The organism is Streptomyces fildesensis (genome assembly GCF_016107395.1).
Classification (GTDB): domain Bacteria; phylum Actinomycetota; class Actinomycetes; order Streptomycetales; family Streptomycetaceae; genus Actinacidiphila; species Actinacidiphila fildesensis.
Genome location: NZ_JAAIKO010000008.1, coordinates 222,867 through 245,650 on the forward strand (window position 1 = coordinate 222,867; position 22,784 = coordinate 245,650).

19 protein-coding genes and 2 pseudogenes are annotated in these 22,784 nt (G+C 69.6%); 12 read left to right on the forward strand and 9 right to left on the reverse strand.

Annotation, left to right across the window (positions count from 1 at the left end):
• Nucleotides 1-3: 3 nt before the first annotated feature.
• Entirely contained in the window at nucleotides 4-1,233 is a 1,230-nt protein-coding gene (locus C6N31_RS15615; RefSeq protein ID WP_138358744.1) for a PucR family transcriptional regulator, read from the reverse strand.
• 135 nt (nucleotides 1,234-1,368) lie between these two features.
• On the opposite strand from C6N31_RS15615, the gene C6N31_RS15620 reads away from it, so the two are divergent.
• Together C6N31_RS15620 and pruA are read left to right on the forward strand one after the other, a co-directional pair.
• Entirely contained in the window at nucleotides 1,369-2,298 is a 930-nt protein-coding gene (locus C6N31_RS15620; RefSeq protein WP_138358746.1) for a proline dehydrogenase family protein, read from the forward strand.
• 121 nt (nucleotides 2,299-2,419) lie between these two features.
• Nucleotides 2,420-4,048: an L-glutamate gamma-semialdehyde dehydrogenase gene (gene pruA / locus C6N31_RS15625; RefSeq protein ID WP_198357694.1), complete on the forward strand. Its 1,629-nt coding sequence runs from the start codon at nucleotides 2,420-2,422 to the stop codon at nucleotides 4,046-4,048.
• A 479-nt stretch (nucleotides 4,049-4,527) separates the two neighbouring features.
• Here the strand turns inward: pruA and C6N31_RS15630 are convergent.
• Nucleotides 4,528-6,121: pseudogene (locus tag C6N31_RS15630) on the reverse strand (purple acid phosphatase family protein).
• 130 nt (nucleotides 6,122-6,251) lie between these two features.
• Here C6N31_RS15630 and C6N31_RS15635 point away from each other — a divergent pair.
• Both C6N31_RS15635 and C6N31_RS15640 read left to right on the forward strand, forming a co-directional pair.
• Nucleotides 6,252-7,289 (forward strand): 3-isopropylmalate dehydrogenase, encoded by a 1,038-nt coding sequence (locus tag C6N31_RS15635; protein WP_138358752.1) that lies wholly within the window; start codon nucleotides 6,252-6,254, stop codon nucleotides 7,287-7,289.
• Nucleotides 7,290-7,532: 243 nt separating this feature from the next.
• Complete coding sequence (locus C6N31_RS15640) at nucleotides 7,533-8,621, forward strand: branched-chain amino acid aminotransferase (RefSeq protein ID WP_138358754.1); 1,089 nt, start codon at nucleotides 7,533-7,535, stop codon at nucleotides 8,619-8,621.
• An 88-nt stretch (nucleotides 8,622-8,709) separates the two neighbouring features.
• Here the strand turns inward: C6N31_RS15640 and C6N31_RS15645 are convergent, their stop codons facing one another.
• Nucleotides 8,710-10,137: a cytosine permease gene (locus C6N31_RS15645; RefSeq protein WP_138358756.1), complete on the reverse strand. Its 1,428-nt coding sequence runs from the start codon at nucleotides 10,135-10,137 to the stop codon at nucleotides 8,710-8,712.
• A 133-nt stretch (nucleotides 10,138-10,270) separates the two neighbouring features.
• Between C6N31_RS15645 and ureA the strand changes: the two genes are divergently transcribed.
• The 7 genes from ureA to cimA all read left to right on the forward strand — a co-directional run bounded on the left by ureA (nucleotide 10,271) and on the right by cimA (nucleotide 18,255).
• Nucleotides 10,271-11,038 (forward strand): urease subunit gamma, encoded by a 768-nt coding sequence (gene ureA / locus C6N31_RS15650; RefSeq protein ID WP_198357695.1) that lies wholly within the window; start codon nucleotides 10,271-10,273, stop codon nucleotides 11,036-11,038.
• Complete coding sequence (locus C6N31_RS15655; RefSeq protein ID WP_198357696.1) at nucleotides 11,035-12,726, forward strand: urease subunit alpha; 1,692 nt, start codon at nucleotides 11,035-11,037, stop codon at nucleotides 12,724-12,726. The genes ureA and C6N31_RS15655 overlap by 4 nt, the downstream gene beginning before the upstream one ends.
• 14 nt (nucleotides 12,727-12,740) lie before the next feature.
• Nucleotides 12,741-13,775 carry an agmatine deiminase family protein gene (locus tag C6N31_RS15660; RefSeq protein ID WP_198357697.1) on the forward strand — a complete coding sequence of 345 codons (1,035 nt, stop codon included), beginning with the start codon at nucleotides 12,741-12,743 and terminating at the stop codon, nucleotides 13,773-13,775.
• 27 nt (nucleotides 13,776-13,802) lie between these two features.
• Nucleotides 13,803-14,414: a TetR/AcrR family transcriptional regulator gene (locus C6N31_RS15665; RefSeq protein WP_244809446.1), complete on the forward strand. Its 612-nt coding sequence runs from the start codon at nucleotides 13,803-13,805 to the stop codon at nucleotides 14,412-14,414.
• A 24-nt stretch (nucleotides 14,415-14,438) separates the two neighbouring features.
• Entirely contained in the window at nucleotides 14,439-14,981 is a 543-nt protein-coding gene (locus C6N31_RS15670; protein WP_138358224.1) for a hypothetical protein, read from the forward strand.
• Between the two features lie 60 nt (nucleotides 14,982-15,041).
• Nucleotides 15,042-16,379, forward strand: a complete 1,338-nt coding sequence (locus C6N31_RS15675; RefSeq protein ID WP_138358223.1) for an MFS transporter — start codon at nucleotides 15,042-15,044, stop codon at nucleotides 16,377-16,379.
• Between the two features lie 277 nt (nucleotides 16,380-16,656).
• Nucleotides 16,657-18,255 (forward strand): citramalate synthase, encoded by a 1,599-nt coding sequence (gene cimA, locus C6N31_RS15680; protein WP_138358222.1) that lies wholly within the window; start codon nucleotides 16,657-16,659, stop codon nucleotides 18,253-18,255.
• A gap of 18 nt (nucleotides 18,256-18,273) precedes the next feature.
• Here cimA and C6N31_RS15685 read toward each other — a convergent pair whose 3' ends face one another.
• The 5 genes and pseudogenes from C6N31_RS15685 to C6N31_RS15705 form a co-directional block, all read right to left on the reverse strand.
• A complete protein-coding gene (locus C6N31_RS15685; RefSeq protein WP_138358220.1) occupies nucleotides 18,274-18,942 on the reverse strand; it encodes a hypothetical protein in 669 nt (222 codons plus the stop codon).
• A complete protein-coding gene (locus C6N31_RS15690; RefSeq protein WP_138358218.1) occupies nucleotides 18,939-19,538 on the reverse strand; it encodes a hypothetical protein in 600 nt (199 codons plus the stop codon). Before C6N31_RS15690 ends, C6N31_RS15685 begins: the two co-directional genes overlap by 4 nt.
• Complete coding sequence (locus tag C6N31_RS15695) at nucleotides 19,535-20,905, reverse strand: hypothetical protein (RefSeq protein ID WP_198357698.1); 1,371 nt, start codon at nucleotides 20,903-20,905, stop codon at nucleotides 19,535-19,537. The genes C6N31_RS15690 and C6N31_RS15695 overlap by 4 nt, the downstream gene beginning before the upstream one ends.
• 60 nt (nucleotides 20,906-20,965) lie before the next feature.
• The gene (locus C6N31_RS15700) at nucleotides 20,966-21,262 is read right to left on the reverse strand and encodes a hypothetical protein (RefSeq protein ID WP_198357699.1); all 297 of its coding nucleotides are present in this window, start codon (nucleotides 21,260-21,262) and stop codon (nucleotides 20,966-20,968) included.
• Nucleotides 21,263-21,487: 225 nt separating this feature from the next.
• A pseudogene (locus C6N31_RS15705) lies at nucleotides 21,488-21,616 on the reverse strand (DUF397 domain-containing protein); the annotation flags it as partial.
• Nucleotides 21,617-21,823: 207 nt separating this feature from the next.
• On the opposite strand from C6N31_RS15705, the gene C6N31_RS15710 reads away from it, so the two are divergent.
• A complete protein-coding gene (locus C6N31_RS15710; protein ID WP_138358232.1) occupies nucleotides 21,824-22,327 on the forward strand; it encodes a hypothetical protein in 504 nt (167 codons plus the stop codon).
• Between the two features lie 68 nt (nucleotides 22,328-22,395).
• Here C6N31_RS15710 and C6N31_RS15715 read toward each other — a convergent pair whose 3' ends face one another.
• Nucleotides 22,396-22,641 carry a ricin-type beta-trefoil lectin domain protein gene (locus C6N31_RS15715; protein ID WP_138358210.1) on the reverse strand — a complete coding sequence of 82 codons (246 nt, stop codon included), beginning with the start codon at nucleotides 22,639-22,641 and terminating at the stop codon, nucleotides 22,396-22,398.
• Nucleotides 22,642-22,784: the final 143 nt, after the last annotated feature.

A 22,784-nucleotide genomic window follows, 5' to 3' on the forward strand; every position in this document is an offset into this window, starting at 1 on the left:
CGATCACAGCCGCGCGGCCTTCAGCGCCATGTGGAGCAGCAGCCGGTCCTCGCCCTCGTCCAGGTCGAGGCCGGTGAGCTGCTCGATGCGGGAGAGGCGGTAGTAGAGGGTCTGCCGGTGGATGGCGAGGGCGGCGGCCGTGCGGCCCGCCTGGCCCGCGCAGTCCAGGTAGACCTCGGCGGTGCGGGCCAGCTCGCGGTGGGACGGCTCCAGCAGCGGGCGTACGGCGGGGTCGGCGGAGGAGCCGCCGGGGAGCGCCGAGAGCATGCGGTACGGGCCGAGGCCCGCCCAGTCGGCGACCGGCGCGAGCCGGGGCTGGGCCCGTGCCGCGCGGGCCGCACCGGTCGCCTGCCGCCATGCCTCGGACAGTCCGTCCAGCCCGCGGGCCGGCTCGCCGATACCCGCCACCGCGCCGGGCGAGCTCGAGGTCTCCAGCAGCCGGGCGGCGGCGGTGCGGGCGGGGGAGAGGTGCTGGACGGAGCGGAGCCGGACGAGCACGGCGAGCGGGTCGGCGGCCGGGACCGGGCCGGGGGTGGGCGGCCCGTGGGCCGGGACCCGGCAGAGGGCTGCGGCGCCCGGGATCGAGCGGATCCCCGGCAGTTCCGCCGAACCGTCGTCCGCGCCGTCGGCGGTATCCGGCCCGGCGCTGCTGTCCAGAGTGGGCGGGGCCGTCCAGCCAAGAACGCACACCAGCGCGTGCACCTCGTCCGCGTCCGGGCCGAGCGCCGCGCTCAGCGCGTCCCGCGCGGCCTCGCGCCGCTGGCCGGGGCCCGCCGTCAGTGCCGCACGCAGTTCACGGCCGACATCGGCGCCCGCCCGGGACTCGGCGGCCAGCCGGTCGCCGATCCGGTCGCAGACCTCCATCGCGGCGACGAGCCGCGGATCGGGATCCGGTCCGGCGTCCGAATCGTCGAGCAGCCACACATAGCCGTGCACGATGCCCCGATGGCGCACCGGCAGGCAGATCCGGCCCCGGACGACGCCCGCGTCGGGCGCGGCGGGGATGCGCACCGGGCCGGTGGCGCGGGCGATGCCGAAGCGTTCGAACCAGGACCGGACCTCGGCCGTCGAGCGCCGGGTCAGGATCGACCGGGTGCGGACGGGGTCCATCGCACCGTCGTCGCTGTCGTGCGCGCCGAAGGCGATCAGCCGGAAATCGCGGTCCTCCAGGGTCGCGGGCGCGCCGACGAGAGCGGACACCTCGTCGACCAGTTCCTCGTAGTCACCTCGCACCCCGCCATTGTCTCTTACATCTGTATGAGGGATGCCGCACGGATGCGTGACAGGTGTCGATGGTTCACGGGGTAGGTGAACCCTAGATTTCGCGGTGTCGCTGCCTGTTCATGCTCTGATCCTGAAGGAGCCCCCGTGCTCGGTCCCGTGTTGCTCGCCGCCTCGCGCAGCGACCGCATGCGTCGCATCGTCGCCGCCGCGCCGATCACCCGTCCCGTGGTGAACCGTTTCGTCGCCGGCGACGAACTGCATCCCGCCATGGACAACGTCCGCGAGCTCACCGCCTCCGGCCTGGAGGTCACCCTCGACCACCTGGGCGAGGACGTCACGGACGAGGCCACCGCGCACGCGACCCGCGACGCGTACCTGAGCCTGCTGCGGGCGCTGGAGACCGAGGGCCTCGGCACCCGCGCCGAGGTCTCCGTGAAGCTGTCCGCGTTCGGGCAGGCGCTGCCGGACGGCGGCCACGACATCGCGCTGGAGAACGTCCGCGAGGTCGCGGAGCTCGCCACCGCGATCGGCACCACGGTCACCCTCGACATGGAGGACCACACCACGGTCGACTCCACCCTGGGGATCCTCGCCGAGCTGCGCAAGGAACACCCCGACACCGGCGCCGTCATCCAGTCGTACCTGTTCCGCACCGAGGACGACGCCAGGAAGCTGGCCGTCGCCGGCTCGCGCGTGCGTCTGGTGAAGGGCGCCTACAAGGAGCCCGCGAGCGTCGCGTTCCAGTCCAAGGCCGAGGTCGACAAGGCGTATGTGCGAGTCCTGAAGATCCTCATGGCCGGTGACGGCTACCCGATGATCGGCTCGCACGACCCGCGCATGATCGCCATCGCCCAGGAGCTGGCCGCGCGCTACGACCGCAAGCCCGGCAGCTACGAGTTCCAGATGCTCTACGGCATCCGCACCGCCGAGCAGCGCCGCCTCGCGCACGACGGCGAGCGCATGCGCATCTACGTGCCTTACGGCGCAGACTGGTACGGATACTTCATGCGCCGCCTCGCGGAGCGTCCGGCCAACCTCGCCTTCTTCCTCCGTTCCTTCCTCCCCAGCCGCTGAGCCCACCCGTCACCCGCCGCCACCCTTCCAACGAGCGCTGCGCGCGCCCCCTTCACTCTCAACCTCGCTGAGTAACCCTCATCCCCGCTGCGAAACCCTCACCCCAAAGGAGCGCACCTCGATGGATGCTGTGACCCAGGTCCCCACGCCGGTGAACGAGCCGATCCACTCCTACGCCCCGGGATCCCCCGAGCGCGCCCGGCTCGAAGCGAAGCTGAAGGAGCTGGCCGGCAATCCGATCGACCTGCCGATGACCATCGGCGGCGAGCAGCGGATGGGCGGCGGCGAGCGCTTCGACGTCGTGCAGCCGCACAATCACAGCGCCCGCATCGGCACCTACGCCAACGCCACCGCCAAGGACGCGCAGGACGCCGTCGACGCCGCCCTCGCCGCTGCCCCGGCCTGGCGCGCGCTCTCCTTCGACGACCGCGCCGCGATCATCCTGCGCGCCGCCGACCTGCTGTCGGGCCCGTGGCGCGAGACGCTCGCCGCCTCGACGATGCTCGGCCAGTCGAAGACCGCCCAGCAGGCCGAGATCGACTGTCCGTGCGAGCTCGTCGACTTCTGGCGCTTCAATGTCTCCTTCGCCCGGCAGATCCTCGCCGAGCAGCCGATCAGCAGTGCCGGCGTGTGGAACCGCAGCGACCACCGGCCGCTGGAAGGCTTCGTCTACGCGATCACGCCGTTCAACTTCACGGCCATCGCGGGCAACCTGCCGACCGCCCCCGCCCTGATGGGCAACACCGTCGTGTGGAAGCCGTCCCCGACGCAGACGCACGCCGCCGTGCTGCTCATGCGGGTGCTGGAGGCCGCCGGCCTCCCCAAGGGCGTCATCAACCTGGTGACCGGTGACGGCATCGCCGTCTCCGAGGTGGCGCTCACCCACCCGGACCTGGCCGGCATCCACTTCACCGGCTCGACCAAGACCTTCCAGCACCTGTGGAAGACGGTCGGCACCAACATCGAGAACTACAAGACGTACCCGCGTCTTGTCGGCGAGACCGGCGGCAAGGACTTCGTCGTCGCCCACCCCTCCGCCGACCCGGCGATCCTGAAGACCGCGCTGACCCGTGGCTCCTTCGAGTACCAGGGCCAGAAGTGCTCGGCCTCCTCCCGCGCCTACATCCCGCGCTCCATCTGGGAGAACGGCTTCAAGGAGGAGTTCGCGGCCGAGGTCGACGGCATCACCATGGGTGACGTCACCGACCTGTCGAACTTCATCGGCGCCGTCATCGACGAGCGTTCCTTCGCCAAGAACAAGGCGGCCATCGACCGCGCGAAGTCCGACCCGACGATCGAGGTCGTCGCCGGCGGCACCTACGACGACTCGGTCGGCTACTTCGTCCGCCCGACCGTCCTGGTCTCGACCGACCCGGCGAACGAGATCTTCCGCGACGAGTACTTCGGCCCGATCCTCGGCATCTACGTCTACGACGACGCCGACTTCGACACCATGCTCGCCCAGATGGAGTCGGTCTCGCCGTACGCCCTCACCGGCTCGATCATCGCCCAGGACCGCGCCGCGGCCGTCGACGCGATGGAGAAGCTGCGCTTCGCCGCCGGCAACTTCTACATCAACGACAAGTCGACCGGCGCCGTCGTCGGCCAGCAGCCCTTCGGCGGTGGCCGCGCCTCGGGTACGAACGACAAGGCCGGCGCCGCGTCCAACCTGATGCGCTGGACGTCCACCCGCTCCATCAAGGAGACGCTGGTCCCGCCGACCGACTACCGGTACCCGCACCAGGGCTGATCAGGCCCTTAGCGGCCCCACCGCGGGCCGACGCAGACCGCCGCCCCCGTATTCCGGTCCCCATCCGGATGCGGGGGTGGCCTGCGTTCGGGTGGTCTCCGTCTCAGATAGTAGGAAGTCCGAGTAACTGTGGAGACATAACTGCCGCGCTGACCTAGCTTTGTAGATGCCGAACGAATCGCTCCACCAGCGATCGGCGGATGCGAACCAGCGCCCTTCACGCAGGTCACCCCCTGCCGCGCACGTTCCCCGCCCCGTTCTATGGCGACAACCATCTCCTTGATCTTCCTTTGGAGCTGATCACCATGGACGAGACCGCACGCGAGAACGCGATGAAGGCACTGCAGCGCTCGCTCGACCGCCGGGACAACGGCGGCAGCACGGGCCACGAGGCTCGTTAGCTCGGGCGCAGCCAACAACGAAGCGGTCCTCAAGCGCCGGACGGGCTGAAAAGCCCGTCCGCCGCTTGAGGATGTTGCTCAGCGAGCCTTGCGCGCCACCGTGAAGTGGTCGACGCGCTCACCGGTCTCCGCCAGCGCGGACACCGTCAGCGTCGACGTCCGGCCGGACGACGCCGGCTCGACCTCGACCGCGATGAACGAGTAGCCCGTGTAGCGGACCCGGGACCAGGCGACGGTCTCGGTGACCTTGCCGCCGCCCTTGGCCGAGTGCCAGGTGGTGACGGAGTCGACGTTGTGCTCGTGACCCTCGTACGAGTCGGGCGCCGGGAAGTCGTAGAGGCTGCGGCCCGCGCCGCCGGCCGTCACGTAGACGACGCCGTCCTTCTCGGGGTGCACCGTGTCGCCGATGGCGACCGGCTTCGAGACCTTGCCGCCGCGGATCGCGTCGGTGCGCTCGTAGACGTGGTTGTGGCCGTTGACGACCAGGTCGACCTGGTGCTTCTCGAAGAGCGGCACCCACTTCTCCTGCACACCGCCGTCGGAGGCGTGCGAGTTGGTGGTCGAGAAGGCGCAGTGGTGGAAGAAGACCACGATGAAGTCGATGCCGCGCTGCCTGCGCAGCTCACCGAGGCGCTTGTCCAGCCACGCGGTCTGCTTGCCGGCGCTGATGTCGTAGTTGGCCGGGATCTCGTACGAGACGTCGTTCGCGTCGAGCGCCACCACAGCGGTGTTGCCGTAGACGAAGGAGTACGCGCCCGGCTGGTTCTTCGCGTCCGGGCCGTTGCCCGGCAGGCTCCAGCGCGCTTCCTGGCCGCCGTAACCGTTGGGGGAGTACCAGGCCTCCATGTCGTGGTTGCCGGTCGTCACCATCCACGGGACACGGGCCGCGACGGACTCGGTCTGGGCCAGGAACTGGTCCCAGGTCCGCGCGTCGTAGACGGAGGAGTCGGACTGCTGGCCGGAACCGGCCGGGTCGGCGTAGCAGATGTCGCCGGCGTGCAGGTGGAACGCCGGGTTCTGCGCCAGGATCAGGCTGTCGTTGGCGAGCGCGTGGTAGCTGACGCCCTGGTCGCCGAAGGCGGTGAAGGTGAACCGCTCACCGCTGCGCGCGGGCGCGGTGGTGAAGGTGCCGATGGTGCCGAACGCCTGGCCGGCGGCCGGGTCGAAGCCCTCGTGGCCCACACCGTAGTAATAGGTCGTGCCGGGGTGCAGCCCGTCCAGCGCCGCGTGCAGGTAGTACTGGTCCACCGGCGGCAGCTTGCTGTTGGAGCAGCTGCGGGGTGTGCAGCGCGCGGACCTCGGCCTGGATCTTGTGGCTGAGGGCCCAGGGCTTGAGGCCCACCCGGATGAACGGCTTCTTGACGGCCAGCGGGACCTGCCAGGAGACCCGGAACTGGGTCTTGGGGTCCGCGCCGAAGGCGAGGTGGCGCCCGAAGGGGGCGACGAGGGAGCCGCTGACGTGATGCCCGGTCGCGGGCTTGCTCAGCAGCGTGGGGGAGGCGGCGGCCGCGGTGCCGCTCAGCAGTCCGGCCCCCGCCACCGCACCGGCGGCAGCGACGGTGCCGCGCATGACCCCGCGGCGGGTCAGCCGGGAGCGCAGGTATTCATGCTGTTCGGCCATGCTCATCCGGTCGGCGAGCTTGTCCGCAATACCCATACGTGGTGTGTCCATGCCGCGCAATCTCGCATTGCCGTTCGACACTTGGTCGTACTCCGGATGAACGGTGCATGGCGACCCTCCCATATGTCCGTCATGCGGACACCATGTGTCATTCAATGGGACGCCGAGTAGGGTTTCCGCCATGTCTCGCACCCTCAGCCTCGCAGTGATCCCCGGTGACGGAATCGGCCAGGAGGTCGTGGCCGAAGGCCTCAAGGTCCTTGCCGCCGCCCTCCCTTCGGACGTGAAGCTGGAGACGAAGTCCTTCGATTTCGGCGCCAAGCGCTATCACGCCACGGGTGAGACGCTCACCGAGGACGATCTGACGCAGCTCAAGGAGCACGACGCGATCCTGCTCGGCGCGATCGGCGACCCGTCCGTGCCGTCCGGAGTGCTGGAGCGCGGCTTCCTGCTGAAGCTCCGCTTCGCCTTCGACCACCACGTCAACCTCCGCCCCAGCAGGCTCTTCCCCGGCGTGGCCACCCCGCTGGCCGGCAGCCCGGACATCGACTTCGTCGTGGTCCGTGAAGGCACCGAGGGCCCGTACACCGGCAACGGCGGTTCCATCAGGACCGGCACCCCGCACGAGGTGGCCACCGAGGTCAGCCTGAACACCGCGTTCGGCATCGAGCGCGTGGTGCGTGACGCCTACGCCCGCGCCCAGGCCCGCCCGCGCAAGAAGCTCACGCTGGTCCACAAGAACAACGTGCTGGTCTACGCCGGCCACCTGTGGACGAACATCTTCAACAAGGTCGGCGAAGAGTTCCCCGACGTGACCACGGACTATCTGCACGTGGACGCGGCGACGATCTTCCTCGTCACCGACCCCGCGCGCTTCGACGTGATCGTCACCGACAACCTCTTCGGCGACATCATCACCGACCTCGCCGCCGCCGTCTCCGGCGGCATCGGGGTCGCCGCCAGCGGCAACATCAACCCCAGCGGCGATTTCCCGTCGATGTTCGAGCCGGTGCACGGCTCCGCCCCGGACATCGCCGGCCAGAGCAAGGCCGACCCGACCGCGACGATCCTGTCCGTGGCCCTGCTGCTCCAGCACCTGGGCTACGCCGACGAGGCCGCCCGCGTCGAGAAGGCCGTGCACGCGGACCTCGCCGAGCGCTCCGCCCCGCGCAGCACGGTGGAGGTCGGCGACGCGCTGGCCGCCCGAGTAGCCGGCTAGCGCCCGCCCGTCTCCCGCCACCGCCCTTCCAGGGAGCGCTTCGCGCGCACCTACCCCTCTGGCCCCCCTGGGCCAATCCCCCGGCCGGGTGCGACCATCGACCCCGGGCCGCACATTTATGCCGATGGCCCCATCGCTGCGATAATCAGCGGTGGGGCCGCTGTGCGAGGGGAAACTCGGACGTCCAAGCACTGGGACGGCGGGTGCGGTCCGCCATGACCTCACGGTGAAGGACACGCAGACATGACGACGACGCCCACGATCGAGCTCAAGCCTTCCTCGCACCCGCTGTCCGACGCGGAGCGCGAGGCGATCCTCGCCAACCCCGGGTTCGGCCGCCACTTCACCGACAACATGGTGACGATCCGGTGGACCGAGGGCCGTGGCTGGCACGACGCGCAGCTCGTGCCGTACGCCCCGCTCTCCATCGACCCGGCGAACATGACGCTGCACTACGCGCAGACGATCTTCGAGGGCCTGAAGGCGTACCGCCAGCCCGACGGCACGGTCGCCACCTTCCGTCCCGAGGCCAACGCCAAGCGCTTCCAGGACTCCGCGCGCCGGCTGGCCATGCCCGAGCTGCCCGTCGAGACGTTCATCGAGGCCGTGGACGCGATCGTCGGCCAGGACAAGGCGTGGGTGCCCAGCGCGGGCGAGCAGTCGCTCTACCTGCGGCCGTTCATGTTCGCCACCGAGGTCGGGCTGGGCGTCAAGCCGGCCAACGAGTACCTCTTCATGGTGATCGCCTCACCGGCCGGCGCGTACTTCGCCGGCGGCGTGAAGCCGGTCTCCGTCTGGCTCTCCGAGGAGTACGTGCGCGCCGCGCCCGGCGGCACCGGCGCCGCGAAGGCCGGCGGCAACTACGCCGCGTCCCTCATCGCCCAGGCCCAGGCCATCGAGCACGGCTGCGACCAGGTCGTCTGGCTGGACGCGATCGAGCGCAGCTGGATCGAGGAGATGGGGGGCATGAACCTGTACTTCGTGTCCGGCAACAAGATCCTCACCCCCGCCCTGACCGGCTCGCTGCTCCCCGGCATCACCCGCGACTCGCTGCTGAAGATCGCCGCGGACCTGGGCTACGACGTCAACGAGGGCCGGATCTCCGTCGAGGACTGGAAGCGCGGCTGCGCCGACGGCACCATCACCGAGGTCTTCGCCTGCGGCACCGCCGCCGTGATCACCCCGGTCGGCTCCGTCAAGTCCACCCGAGCCGACTGGACCGTCGCCGACGGCAACCCCGGCAAGGTGACGATGAAGCTCCGCGAAGCACTCCTGTCCATCCAGACCGGCACGGCCCCGGACCCCCACGGCTGGATGCACCAGCTCGGCTAGGACCCGCACATCTTCGGCCAGGTTGTGCCCACCCGTTCCGCAAGGCGGAACGGGTGGGCACAACCGACCACCGGCCCGCACGGGCTTGTCAGACCTGCTGCACGAGCGCCCGCTCCGTTTCCTTCGCCGGAAGCGGATGCGGGCGTTTGGCGTTCAGCGCGAGATACGCGCCGGCCGTGACAGCCGCCGACAGCAGGAAGCTGAAATCGATGCCGCCGGTCCACGAAACGAGCGGTCCGCTGTAAAGCGGCGTATCCACGGCCAGGAGGCCGATCACCGCGCCGGAGGCCCAGGCGGCGGTAGCCGCGACGTTCCAGCCGCCCCGGTACCAGTACAGCCCCCCACGCGTCCCCCGGTTGAAAACCTGCAGCGCATCGGTGTCGTAGCGGCCTCGAACCCGCACGAACCCCAGCAGCGTCACCACCGCCCAAGGCGTCCCCACCGCCGTCAGCAACAGCACGAACGACGTCATCGCGTCCTGCGCCGCCCACGCGAAGTGCCCCAGGAAGACCAGTGCGGTGGAGAAGGCCGCCACGACGTACGTGGCCTGCGTCCGGGACGCGCGGGGCAGGATCGCGTCCAGGTCGAGGCCCATGCTGTAGAGCATCAGGCCGGCGTTGCCGACCGAGCCCGCCGAGGCGTTGGCCAGCAGTAGCGCGAGGTACCAGGCGGGGGCGGCGGCCACCAGCGGGCCCGCGTAGTCGTCGGCGGCGCCGACGGCCAGGGCGGTGAACGTGCCGAACAGCTGCGGCACGAGGAGCCCGACGACCAGGCCCAGACAGGTGGACCAGAAGACCTTGCGCTGACTGAAGCGGCGCGGCGAGATGTAGCGCGTGTAGTCGCCGAGCAGCGTGATGAAGGCGATGGGCCCGCTCAGCCCGGCGGACACGGCCGCGAGCAGCCAGGTCGGCCAGAAGCCGCCGAGCAGGTACGTGGAACCTTCCACCGGTGAGGTGGTGAAGCTGCCGGCGTAGGCGATGAAGCCGATGAGCAGCAGCACGGTGAGGCCGACGGCCAGGGCGCGGCTGAGCCGCAGCAGCATCCGGTAGCCAAAGACGGCGGCGGTCGCGGTGCAGGCGGCGAGGGCCGCGTAGACGACGGCGTAGCTCGCCGCGCCGGTCGGCAGGCCGAAGAGCCGGTTGAGGCAGCCGACGACGGCGTCGCCGCCGACCCACAGGGTCAGGGCGGTGTAGCCGAGCGAGAGCAGCAGGCCGATGACCGATCCGAGCAGCCGGCCGCGTACCCCGAAGTGGGCGCCGCTGCTGGTGGAGAGGTTCGTGGCGCTGCGCAGCGATACGAGGGCGAGCGGCGCGGTCAGCAGCGTGCCGACCAGGGTGCCGGCCGCCAGGGCGCTCACCGAGGCCCACCAGCCGAGGCCGAAGGAGACCGGCAGCCAGCCGAAGACGATCACTCCCAGGGCGAGATTCGACCCGAGCAGGATGCTGACCAGATCGCGCGGGCCGCTGGTGCGCTCCTCGTCCGGAACGGTGTCGACTCCGCGTTGCTCGATCTGCATGGGCGGTCTCCCTACGGGGTTCCTGTCGTCTTTGAACGCCATTCAATGTCTCCCACCTATGGCCTACGGTCAATACTTCCCGTCGACGGGATGAATTGTTAGAGTGGTGTTCTAACCCTTCGAGAGGCGCGACATGCGACTGACCCCGACCGAGCGGGACCGCCTGCTGCTGTTCGGTGCCGCCGAGCTGGCGCGGGCCCGCCGGGCCCGCGGCCTGCTGCTGAACGTGCCGGAGGCGACCGCGCTCATCGCCGACACCGTCTGCGAGGCGGCCAGGGACGGCCGCCGGCTGGCCGAGGCCATCGCCGCGGGGAAGGCGGTCCTCGGGCCCGAGGACGTGCTGCCCGGGGTGGCCGACGTGGTCAGGGAGGTGCACGTCGAGGCCGTCTTCGACGACGGCTCCCGGCTCGCCGTGATCACCGCGCCGATCGGCGGGGGATCGCTCGGCGACGACGCGCCCGGCGCCGTACTGACCGGCCCCGCGGTCCCCGATCGGGCTCCGTCCGTGACGGTGAGCGTGCACAACACCGCGACCGTGCCGATCAGCGTGACCTCGCACTTCCACTTCTTCGAGGCCAATCCGCGGCTGGACTTCGACCGGTCCGCCGCCTACGGCATGCGGCTCGCCGTCCCGGCGGGCTCGTCGGTGCGCTTCGGCCCGGGGGAGTCCGCGCCGGTGGGCCTGGTGCCGATCGGCGGTGCCCGGGTCGCGATCGGCTTCGCGGGTCTGGTGGACGGCCCGCTGGACGCGCCCGGTGCCCGCGAGGAGGCCCTGCGCAGAGCCGCGGCCTGCGGCTACCTCGGCACCCAGCCCCCGACCCCCACCCAGCCCCCGACCCCCACCCAGCCCCCGGCCCCCACCCCGCCCCCGAACCCGACCCCGTTGGAGGACGGCTCATGACCGGAATCGACCCGCGCGAATACGTGGCGGTGCACGGTCCCCGCGCCGGGGACCGGGTGCGGCTGGGCGACTCCGGGCTCGTCATCCGCGTCGAGTCCGACGCGCAGTTGCCCGGTGACGAGTTCCTGGCCGGCTTCGGCAAGACCGCCCGCGACGGCATGCACCTCAAGGGCGCCGCGGTCCGCGACACCTGTGACGTCGTGATCAGCAACGTCGTGGTGATCGATGCCGTCCTCGGCATCCGCAAGGTGTCCATCGGCATCCGCGAAGGCCGGATCTCCTCGATCGGCCGGGCGGGCAACCCGGACACCCTCGACGGGGTCGATGTCGTCGTCGGGACCGGCACCAGCATCGTCTCCGGCGAGGGCCTGATCGCGACGGCCGGATCCGTGGACACCCACGTCCATCTGCTCTCGCCGCGGATCATGGAGGCCTCGCTGGCCTCCGGCGTCACGACGATCATCGGCCAGGAGTTCGGCCCGGTGTGGGGTGTCGGCGTCAACTCGCCCTGGGCGCTGCGGCACGCGTTCAACGCCTTCGACGCCTGGCCGGTCAACATCGGCTTCCTGGCCCGCGGCTCGTCCTCCGACCCGGCTCCGCTGGTGGAGGCGCTCGCCGAGGGCGGCGCCTCCGGCTTCAAGGTCCACGAGGACATGGGCGCGCACACCCGCGCGCTGGACACCGCGCTGCGCGTCGCCGAGGAGCACGACGTCCAGGTGGCGCTGCACAGCGACGGCCTGAACGAGTGCCTGTCGGTGGAGGACACCCTCTCCGTCCTGGACGGCCGCACCATCCACGCCTTCCACATCGAGGGCTGCGGCGGCGGGCATGTCCCCAACGTCCTGAAGATGGCGGGCGTACGGAACGTCATCGGCTCGTCCACCAACCCCACGCTGCCCTTCGGACGGGACGCGGTCGCCGAGCACTACGGCATGATCGTCTCGGTCCACGACCTCAAGCCCGACCTGCCGGGCGACGCGGCCATGGCCCGTGACCGGATCCGCGCCGGGACGATGGGCGCCGAGGACGTGCTGCACGACCTGGGCGCGATCGGCATCACCTCCTCCGACGCCCAGGGCATGGGCCGCGCCGGCGAGACCGTCCGCCGCACCTTCCAGATGGCCGGGAAGATGAAGGCCGAGCTGGGGCCGATGGAGGGCGACGGGCCCGCCGACGACAACGCGCGCGTGCTGCGCTACATCGCCAAGCTCACCATCAACCCCGCCATCGCCCACGGCCTGGCCCACGAGATCGGCTCCCTCGAAGTCGGCAAGCTCGCCGACATCGTCCTGTGGAAGCCGCAGTACTTCGGCGCCAAGCCGCAGATGGTCCTCAAGTCCGGCTTCCCCGCCTACGGCGTCACCGGCGACCCGAACGCGGCCACCGACGACTGCGAACCCCTCGTCATCGGCCCGCTGTTCGGAGCGCACGGCGCGACCGCGGCCGATCTGTCGGTCGCCTTCGTCGCCCGCGCCGCGGTCGAGTCCGCGAACGACCGGATGCCGACCCGGCGCCGCCGGGTGGCGGTGCGCGGCACCCGCGGTATCGGCCCCGCCGACCTGCTGTTCAACTCGCGCACCGGCCAGGTCGACGTGAACGGCAGCACCGGCCTGGTCACCCTCGACGGTGACCCGCTGCGCTCGGAACCCGCCGACCAGGTGTCCCTCAGCCGCCTGTACTTCTTGTGACAAGGATCCGCACCATGAACACGACCCCTGCAGCCGACGGCTTCCGGATGCCCCCCGAGTGGGCCCCGCACGCCCGCACCTGGATGGCGCTGCCGTCCGCCAGCACCACCTTCGCGGACGGCGAGGACCTCGACGTATCCCGTCGCGCCTGGGCCGAGGTGGCCCGCACCATCAGCCGCTACGAGCCGGTCACCGTGCTCACCACCCCCGGTGACGGCGACAGGGCCCGCGCGCTGCTCGGCCCCGGTGTCGACGTCGTGGAGCAGCCGCTCAACGACGCGTGGATGCGCGACATGGGCCCGACGTTCCTGGTCCGCGACGGCGAACTGGCCTCCGCGAACTGGGTGTTCAACGGCTGGGGCGCCCAGGAGTGGGCGCAGTGGGACCAGGACTCCCAGGTCGGCGCGAAGGTCGCCGAGCTGGCCGGTGCGCGCGCCTACGCCTCGTCGCTGGTCAACGAGGGCGGCGGCATCCACGTCGACGGCGAGGGCACCGTCCTGCTCACCGAGACCGTCCAGCTCGACCCGGGCCGCAACCCGGGCTGGACCAAGGAGCGGGTCGAGGAGGAGCTGCACGCGTACCTCGGCACGACCAAGGCGATCTGGCTTCCGCGCGGGCTGACCGCCGACTACGGACTCTTCGGCACCCGCGGCCATGTCGACATCCTGGCCGCGTTCGTCCGGCCCGGCACGGTCGTCGTGCACAGTCAGCAGGACCCGTCGCACCCCGACCACGCGGTGTCGCAGGAAGCGATCAAGCTGCTCCGCGACGCCACCGACGCGCGCGGCCGCGCCCTGGAGGTCGTCGAGCTGCCCGCCCCCTCGGTCACCGAGGAGGACGGAGAACTGGTCGACTACTCTTACGTGAACCACTACCTGTGCAACGGCGCCGTCGTGCTGTGCTCCTTCGACGACCCGGCCGACCGGGTCAACGCGGAGATCTTCGGCCGGCTCTTCCCGGAGCGCGAAGTGGTCCCGGTCGACGCCCGCACGATCTTCGCGCACGGCGGCGGCATCCACTGCATCACGCAACAGCAGCCCCAGGTGTGACCCAGGGATACATCGTCGGAGGACAGGGTGACCGGACAGCCCCGCGCCAGGCGGCGGCTCAAGCAGCCCCGTGAACTGGTGATGGCGGCCGCGATGACGGCCATCGCGGAGCACGGTCTGGCCGAACTCACCCTCGCCGGTCTCGGCCGCGAGGTCGGTATGAGCAGCGGTCACGTCCTCTACTACTTCGGCAGCAAGGACGAGCTGCTCCTCCAGACCCTGGAGTGGAGCGAGGAGCAGCTCGGCGCCCAGCGCCGCGCCCTGCTGTCCAAGCCGCTGCCCGCCCGCGAGCGGCTCGACCTGATCATCGACCACTACCTCGCCGACGGCCACCGCGATCCGCACTGGGTGCTGTGGTCCGAGGTCTGGACCCGCTCCCAGTTGGGCGAGGAAGGCCTCCAGCGACAGCTCTCGCTCGAACTGGCCTGGCACCGGGACCTGGTGGCGCTGGTCGCCGAGGGCATCTCCCGCGGCGAGTTCCGCGCCACCGACCCCGAACGCTTCTCCGTCCGGCTCCGCGCGCTGCTCGACGGCTTCGGCACCCACCTGGTCGTCGGCCTCCCCGGCACCGACCGCGAGGCGGTGCTCGGGCACGTCCGGGAGTTCCTCCAGGAGGGCCTGTTCGCGCCCGCCGCGTAGGCTTTCGCGGCTACCGTGGAGAGCGTGACCGCCCTCGTCGTCGCCGTTGTCGGTGTCCTCGGCACACTCCTGACCGCCCTGCTGGCGCACCGCGTTGCCGCCAGGAATGGCAACCGTGCGGAGCGGAAGGCATCGAACGCGCAGCTGAACCAGTCGATCCGGCGGTATCACGACGCGCTGTCCGGCTGCCTGGCCGTGCGGAGCGACGCCCTCGAGGTCGCGCGCCGCCAGGTACTGGAGGAGGCGCGCGCTGCGAACCGCGAGACGTACGCGGAGGCCCAGATGGTCATCAGCGACGCGGTGCTGGTCTCCGCGGCGGAGCTCATCGGGCGGCTGAACCGGGTGTACTCGCTGCTCACGCCCGCCGGCGGCGAGCAGCCGTCGGGGGAGCGGCGGAGCGAGGCGGAGACCGAACTGGCCGGGTGCTCCGACGATCTGTATGCGCTGCGCCAGCAGATGCGCCGCGATCTGGGCATCACCGAACTGCCGCCGCAACGGCCGGCGCCCCCGCGGCCGGGGCCCACCCGGTACTCCGGGGGAGGCGGGGGCAGCAGCGCGGGTCCGTGAGCCGGCGCCGCCGGAGGCGGTCTTGCGGGGGAACGGTCGGTTCCGGCACGGTCGTTGACCATGGGCACCACGGAACGCGCCGACGGTCAGCAGCACTGGAAGAAGATCTGGGTCGGCTCGGCCGGCAACATGGTCGAGTGGTTCGACTGGTTCGTGTACTCGACGTTCGCGACGTACTTCGCGGCCTCGTTCTTCCCCAAGGGGGACGAGACCGCCCAGATGCTGAACACGATGGGCATCTTCGCGGTCGGCTTCTTCATGCGGCCGGTGGGCGGCTGGCTGCTCGGCCGGATCGGCGACCGCAAGGGCCGCAAGGCGGCTCTGACGCTCTCCGTCTCGCTGATGTCGGCGAGCGCGGTGCTGATCGCGGCGGCGCCGACGTACGCGGTCGCCGGGTACGGCGGCGCGGCCGTCCTGCTCGTGGCGCGGCTGCTGCAGGGTCTGTCGGTCGGCGGTGAGTACGCGGCGAGCGCCACGTATCTGACAGAGGCGTCGGCGCCCGGCCGCCGCGGGTTCGCCTCCAGCTTCCAGTACGTGTCGATGACCGTCGGGCAGATCATCGGCCTCGGACTGCAGCTGATCCTGCAGCACACGATGTCCGACGGAGCGCTGCACAGCTGGGGCTGGCGGATCCCGTTCATCGTCGGCGCCGCCGGCGCGGCCATCGTCTTCTACCTGCGGCGCAACATGCTGGAGACGGACGTCTACGAGGGGGCGTCCGCGGAAGCGGGCGAGGCCGGGGAGGACAGCGGCACCCTGGGGACGCTGTGGAAGCACCGGCGCGAGGCGTTCCTGGTCATGGCGCTCACCATGGGCGGCACCGTCGCGTACTACACGTACACCGTGTACCTCACGAAGTATCTGTCCAGCAGCGCGGGCCTGCCCAAGCAGACCGCGACCCTCGTCAGTTTCTGCGCGCTGACGGTCTTCGCCTGTCTGCAGCCGCTCGCGGGAGCGCTGTCGGACCGCATCGGCCGCCGCCCGCTGCTGATCACCTTCGCGGTCGGCTCGACCTTCCTCACCGTCCCGATCATGACGATGCTCCGGCACGTCAGCGGCTTCTGGTCGGCCCTGGGGCCGGCCCTGCTCGCGCTGGTGGTCGTCACCGGCTACACGTCGATCAACGCCTGTGTGAAGGCCGAGCTCTTCCCGACCCACATCCGCGCCCTGGGCGTCGCCCTGCCGTACGCCCTCGCCAACGCCCTCTTCGGCGGCACCGCGGAGTACGTTGCGCTGTGGTTCAAGAAGGGCGGCATCGAGTCCGGCTACTACTGGTACGTGGCGGGCTGCGCGGCCGTGTCGCTCGTCGTCTACCTGTCGATGCGCGAGACGAAGGAGATCGATCTGCACCGGGTGGGCCCCGACACGCGGGACCGTGAGAAGGCGCTCGCATCCTGAGACGGGCCGGAGCGCGGGGGCAGGTCTGTGCCAGACTGCCTTCGTGCTCTCCAACGTCATCATTATGGACAGCGCACGCCGGTCCGCAGTGAGCGCCCCGTAGAAAACGTACGGCAGCGACCACCGTGTCCCAGACCCGCGTGCAGACCTCTCGCATCCGCGAGAGGTTTTTTCGTTTCCCGGCCCACCCACGCCGGACGCGAAGCGCGAGGGATCATTGGGGGCAAGTGGAGACGGGTCTTCCGGTAGCCACTCATCCGACAGGAGTCTCACCACCATGACAGCCGCATTGGACGACAGCTTCCATGTCTTCGACACCACGCTGCGCGACGGCGCGCAGCGTGAGGGGATCAACCTCACCGTCGCGGACAAGCTGACGATCGCCCGGCACCTGGACGACTTCGGGGTGGGCTTCATCGAGGGCGGCTGGCCGGGCGCCAACCCCCGCGACACCGAGTTCTTCGCCCGTGCCGCCACCGAGCTGGAACTGCGGCACGCCACGTTGGTCGCCTTCGGTGCCACCCGCCGCCCCGGCGGCAAGGCCGCCGAGGACATGCAGGTCAAGGCGCTGCTGGACTCCCAGGCTCCGGTGATCACGCTGGTCGCCAAATCCCACGACCGTCATGTCGAGCTGGCGCTGCGCACCACGCTGGAAGAGAACCTGGAGATGGTCCGCGACACCGTCTCCTACCTGCGCGAGCAGGGAAGGCGGGTGTTCGTCGACTGCGAGCACTTCTTCGACGGCTACAAGGCCAACCCGGAGTACGCGAAGCAGGTCGTGAGGACCGCGCACGAGGCCGGCGCCGACGTCGTCGTCCTCTGCGACACCAACGGCGGCATGCTGCCCGCACAGGTACAGGCCGTGGTCGGCCTCGTCCTCGCCGACACCGACGCGCGGCTGGGCATCCACGCCCAGGACGACACCGGCTGCGCGGTCGCCAACACCCTCGCCGCCGTCGACGCGGGCGCCACCCACGTGCAGTGCACGGCCAACGGCTACGGCGAGCGGGTCGGCAACTCCAACCTCTTCCCGGTGGTCGCCGCCCTGGAGCTCAAGTACGGCAAGAAGGTGCTCCCCGAGGGCGCGCTGGCCGAGATGACCCGCATCTCGCACGCCATCGCCGAGGTCGTCAACCTCGCGCCGTCCACCCACCAGCCCTACGTCGGCGTCTCCGCCTTCGCGCACAAGGCCGGTCTGCACGCCTCCGCGATCAAGGTCGACCCGGACCTCTACCAGCACATCGACCCCGAGCAGGTCGGCAACACCATGCGGATGCTCGTCTCCGACATGGCGGGACGCGCCTCCATCGAGCTCAAGGGCAAGGAACTCGGCATCGACCTCGGCGACGACCGCGAGCTCGTCGGCCGGGTCGTCGCCCGCGTCAAGGAGCGCGAGCTCCAGGGCTACACCTACGAGGCGGCCGACGCCTCCTTCGAACTGCTGCTGCGCGACGAGATCAACGGCCGCCCCCGCCGCTACTTCCGCGTCGAGTCCTGGCGCGCGATCGTCGAGGACCGCCCCGACGGCACCCACGCCAACGAGGCCACGGTGAAGGTGTGGGCGAAGGGCGAGCGCATCGTCGCCACAGCGGAGGGCAACGGCCCCGTCAACGCCCTCGACCGCGCACTGCGCGTCGCCCTGGAACGGATCTACCCGCAGCTCGCCGAGCTCCAGCTGGTCGACTACAAGGTCCGCATCCTCGAAGGCCGCCAGGGCACCGACTCCACCACCCGCGTCCTGGTCACCACCAGCGACCGCAAGGGCGAGTGGAACACGGTCGGTGTGGCCGAGAACGTGATCGCCGCGTCCTGGCAGGCGCTGGACGACGCTTACGCGTACGGGCTGCTGCGGGCGGGCGTCGACCCGCAGGAGTAATGGGGCCCGGGGCCCCCGTCAGCTGGTGGCGGGGGCCTGTCCGGTGGACCCGGTTCCGGTCTTGTCCGGGTCCGGGATGCAGCGGATGCTGCGGACGAATGCGTCCAGGTCGGGGAGGACTTCCAGGAATCGCTGGTGGTCCCACGACATCAGGAAGACGTGCACGTCCGTGTCGAAGTCGTCGTCGCGGAAGATGTAGTTGACCTGGTCGTACTGACCGATTTCGGTGACACCGCTCCACTGGGCCTTGACGCCCCGACCGAGCGCTTCGGTCTCGAACCACTCCGCAACCGGTTGGACCGTCGCGCTCTTGGTGCCGAAGTAGCTGTAGTGCTGGAACGCCTCTTCCCTGGTTCCTTCACGCTTCCACAGTGCGATGGCGACCGCGACCGGCATCTTCGTGTAGTCGGGGCAGTGAAAGTACAGCTTGTGCGCAGCCACGCTGCCGACGATTTCGCTCTGCCCCCGGACCAGGGCTTGCGCGAAGGGCAGAACTTCCTTCTTCACGACCTTCTTGGTCAGCTCCCGGCCGCCACGAAGGAAGCGGTCACCGGCGTAGTCGAAAGCCCACTCGGCGGCATCCGCCCATTTGGTGCCCTTGAAGGCAAGAGGGATGGGAAACCAGACGTCCCGGTCGTAGTCGATCCGGGCCCAGTTCTCCGTCGACTTGCGGTGGTCGAAGCTCACGCGTCCTCCTGCTGGTACTTCCACCGGAACGTGCTCATGATCGCATCGAACAGCGCGCCGAGGAGTTTTGCGATGTCGTCGTCGGGGCTTCCCCCACCGAATGTGGAGAACGAGGAGAGCAGCCAGCTGTCGGCGGTTCCGGGCACGGGAAGTATGTACTCGATGCGCCGCGACGCGTAATCGACCTCGCGTTCCGGATCGGCGTCGTAGTTCCGTTCCGTCCGGATGCCGGAGCACCCGGCGATTTCCACCGGCTCCCCACCCCGAGTCGTCGACAGTACTTCGGCCAGCACCTGCTGGGGATCAGGTGCGTCGAGCCGCCCGAATTCGACGTAGGAGATCAGGAACGAGGCCGGAAGGTTCTGCTCGCGGTTTCCCATGGGCAGGAAGAGATCGACGCCCGCGTTTTGACGCGCCTGGTTGATCACCTTTTTCAGCCGCGCCTCCAACTCCCGCCGGTACTGGGCGACCTGATCGCGTCCATGCTTCGCGAAGGCGCGGTCGAGGAGGGCGGCGATGGCCTTGTCCGTGCCCCGCTGGACCGGGATCTTCTCCCACTCGTCCGGGACGACCAGCCGGTATCCGCTCACTGTCATGAGCCGACCTCCACGGTGGTCAGTTCCTTGAACTTGCCGAATATGGGCAAGGGCTTCGAGGTGTCGCCTTCCACCACCGGGTGCAGGAGATCGCCGTCGAACCCCTTGCCGTGCACCAGGTTCCCGATGAAGTTGAACGTGTCGCTGCCGCCCGCCCAGTGGCTGAACTCGTCGGCCGCATTGGCGGCGCCATTGATGATCCGCACCGTCTTCAGGAAGCCGCCCGCGCGAGTGAGCGCGTTGGGGAACAGCCGGGTGTTCGGGAACTCCTCAGCGAGTTGGCGGAGTTTCGTCATGTTCTCCAGGACTTCCTTCTCGCCGCCGGCGAGGAACTTCTGGCCGACCGCGGTGCCGTAGTCGGACAGCGAGGACCACAGTCGGGTGAAGCCTTCCTGGTCCGCGCCTTCTGCCATGTCCGCGCCTTCGGCCAATGCCCGGCTCGCGTTCGTCCCGCCCTCCTCGCCCTCCGCTCCGGCGCGCGTCGCGTTCGCCACTCCCTCGGCGAACTCCGTCGAGCCGTCCAGCAGGCCCTTCGCCCAGGCCGCGGTGCCCAGGGTGACGATGGCGAAGGCGTCCATCGCCACGTCCGTCCAGGAGCCGTCGCCGGTGAGGGCGACGGCGGTATGGCCGAGCAGGGCGGCCAGCATCAGTCCACCGAGCAGGGCGGTGACGATGTCCAGGCCGGGGATGAAGAGCGAGACGATGATGAGGGCGGTGACGATCCAGGTACAGATGTCGGCGAGCAGCTTGATCAGCCCGGCATGCTCATGGATGAAGTCTTTGATCCCGTCCCACCGGCTGTCCTTCAAGCCGTCGTGTTCGGTGTCCTCGATCTTCTGCATCCAATGGTGGGCACGTTCGTCCCGATGGCTCTTCGTATGCGCCAACTGCGTTTTCGCCTGCGCCAGTTCGCCCTGGGCAGCCTGTTTCGCGTGGTCCAGGACGTCCTTGTGGTGTTGCTGCTCCGGGGTGAGTTTCGGCGCCGGCTGCCCGGGCGCCGGCTTCGCTTCGGGGGAGTTGGCGGTCGGCGCGACGGCCTGGGCCTTGGTCAGGGCCTTCAGCGACTCGGACTGGCAGTGGTCCAGGTCGTCGGCCCAACTGCCCAAATACCCGGACACCGTCTCGTACCGGGTGGCGACCTTTCCCAGGTCGCCCTTGAGTTCCGAAGCGGTATCGCGGAGCTTGTCGGCGAACTTGCCGACGTTCTCGTCGCCTGCGATATCCGTCAACAGGCCGATCTGATCGCGGATCGTCTCGGCCATTTTGCTGAGTCGCTTGGCTTCGGCTCGAACCTCGTGCGGTTCCCCGGGTATCGGGTCCTGGCTCTCGTCGAGCACGGCCCATTCGTAGTCCGGCGGCCTACTCATGCTGCTGGTTCTCCTCAGACGTGAACATGCTGGATCGACTACTGGCGGGGGGAGACGGGGCTACTTCTTCTTGCCTGCTCCGTCGAGGCCGTCTTCGAGCTTCTTGTCCACGTCCTTGAAGGCTTCCATGGTCTTCTCGGCCATCTCGCCCATCGCCTTCACCTTGTCCAGCAGCTTGTGCCGGTGGTAGTCCCAGTTGCTGGCGAAGTCGTGCATCGCGTGAGCGATGTCACCGGAGCCGAGAAATTCCTTGATTTCCTTCTGGCGCCCGCCCGTGTCCCCCAGCTCCCGCTGGATCGTCTGCAGGCTCTTCGTCGATTCTTCGAGCCTGTCGTAGGACACTTTGAGGTCCGCCATCCCCGCAACCATTCCGCTCGCCCTGGTCATGATCTGAATGCCGGGGAGGATTTCGCGGCATGCGGGCGCGCCACATCAACTGCGGGAGTTCCCCTGTTCGGCAATCCATTGATCGTTTCAAGCCCACGGGGGCCGGACAACCTGGAGCTCGCAAAGAACGGTAAAGACCTGGCCTATTCCTGACTCACGGTGACCAGGCGCTGCGGACCGGGCGGCGTCGTACGCCTACGCGGTGAGGTCGGCCCCGGCGGCGAAGGCGACGAAGCGGGTCCAGGCGGCGGGCGAGACCGTCAGAGCCGGGCCGTCAGGGTCCTTGGAGTCACGGATGTGCACGGCCTGGGGGTGGGCGGCGACGGGTCCATGCTGTGCGATCGCCCCAGCGGCCCACCAACACAGCGCCAACGCCTCCGCGGGCACGGCCTGTTACCCGTCCGGCCACCCTCTGGCGGACGCGCGTAGAACTCGGGCACACTCGTCACGCACCAACAGCGGCACCTGCACAACCGCCCCACCGGTTGCACGTATCCCGCAGGAGGTTCCCATATGAGTCCCAGCAGAGTGATGAAGCTCCGCAGGGTGCTGAGCGCGCTCGTTCTCGCGCTCGGTGTCCTGTTCGCCCCGGGGGTCGGCATCGCCGCCTCCCACGACGCCTACGCGGTCAGCAAGCTGACACACGCACAGGCCACGTCCATGTTCAGCTCGGCGGGGATCACCTGGTCCTCGTCCGGCGGCTGCTCCAACCGCAACGTCTCCACCTGTACGTCCTTCGACCAGCTCAACCTGGCCACCGCGCAGGGTGCCGTCACGCTCAAGCACGCGAGCGGCTGCGCCCTGAACATCACCGGCGGCACGGAGACCGGGCACGCGAGCGGCACGTACAGCCACTGGAACGGCTACAAGCTCGACTTCGGCAAGAACACCTGCATCACCAACTACATCCACCGGTTCACGTACATCGGGCTGCGGGGCGACGGTGCTCCGCAGTACAAGTCCGGGTCGGGGAACATCTACGCCGACGAGGGCAGCCACTGGGACGTCCTCTACTACAACTGCGGCGGCTGCTGAGAGTTCCGAACGAGCCGGTCACGGCCCGCACCGCCCGTGACCGGCTGCCTAGGTGCGGAGCACCGTGCTCAGAGCCCGGTCTGCCACTGCCACTGCTGGTCGGGGTGGCCGTGGCAGTCCCAGATGACCAGGGCCGTGCCGTTCGCGGTGCTTCCGTTGTTGGCCAGCCCCACACACTTGTGCGCGCCGGCGAGACTGTGCCAGAGGTAGCTGTCGGCCTGTGCGTCGGCGTTGGCGGTCCCGGGGAGGACCAGTGCTGCGATTCCGGTCGCCGCCGCTAACAGCCCTAGCCGATATTTCAGACGAGATCTCATGAGCGATTTCTCCCTCGGATCAGTGGAAACTGCGTGACGGCCAGATTTCCGGCAAGCCCTTCGGCCTGTCCACAGACGTTCCGCTGAACGGAACCAGCGGCGCTTTTCTCAGCCAGGTGCCGTGACGTCCGGCGAGGACGCTC

What these genes read in the sequence shown, in the direction of transcription:
- C6N31_RS15710 (WP_138358232.1), top strand. Translation starts at nt 21,824, where the DNA reads ATGAAGCTCCGCAGGGTGCTGAGCGCGCTCGTTCTCGCGCTCGGTGTC.
- C6N31_RS15700 (WP_198357699.1), bottom strand. Translation starts at nt 21,262, where the DNA reads ATGGCGGACCTCAAAGTGTCCTACGACAGGCTCGAAGAATCGACGAAG.
- ureA (WP_198357695.1), top strand. Translation starts at nt 10,271, where the DNA reads ATGCGACTGACCCCGACCGAGCGGGACCGCCTGCTGCTGTTCGGTGCC.
- C6N31_RS15655 (WP_198357696.1), top strand. Translation starts at nt 11,035, where the DNA reads ATGACCGGAATCGACCCGCGCGAATACGTGGCGGTGCACGGTCCCCGC.
- cimA (WP_138358222.1), top strand. Translation starts at nt 16,657, where the DNA reads ATGACAGCCGCATTGGACGACAGCTTCCATGTCTTCGACACCACGCTG.
- C6N31_RS15715 (WP_138358210.1), bottom strand. Translation starts at nt 22,641, where the DNA reads ATGAGATCTCGTCTGAAATATCGGCTAGGGCTGTTAGCGGCGGCGACC.
- C6N31_RS15635 (WP_138358752.1), top strand. Translation starts at nt 6,252, where the DNA reads ATGTCTCGCACCCTCAGCCTCGCAGTGATCCCCGGTGACGGAATCGGC.
- C6N31_RS15645 (WP_138358756.1), bottom strand. Translation starts at nt 10,137, where the DNA reads ATGCAGATCGAGCAACGCGGAGTCGACACCGTTCCGGACGAGGAGCGC.
- C6N31_RS15695 (WP_198357698.1), bottom strand. Translation starts at nt 20,905, where the DNA reads ATGAGTAGGCCGCCGGACTACGAATGGGCCGTGCTCGACGAGAGCCAG.
- C6N31_RS15640 (WP_138358754.1), top strand. Translation starts at nt 7,533, where the DNA reads ATGACGACGACGCCCACGATCGAGCTCAAGCCTTCCTCGCACCCGCTG.
- C6N31_RS15690 (WP_138358218.1), bottom strand. Translation starts at nt 19,538, where the DNA reads ATGACAGTGAGCGGATACCGGCTGGTCGTCCCGGACGAGTGGGAGAAG.
- pruA (WP_198357694.1), top strand. Translation starts at nt 2,420, where the DNA reads ATGGATGCTGTGACCCAGGTCCCCACGCCGGTGAACGAGCCGATCCAC.
- C6N31_RS15660 (WP_198357697.1), top strand. Translation starts at nt 12,741, where the DNA reads ATGAACACGACCCCTGCAGCCGACGGCTTCCGGATGCCCCCCGAGTGG.
- C6N31_RS15675 (WP_138358223.1), top strand. Translation starts at nt 15,042, where the DNA reads ATGGGCACCACGGAACGCGCCGACGGTCAGCAGCACTGGAAGAAGATC.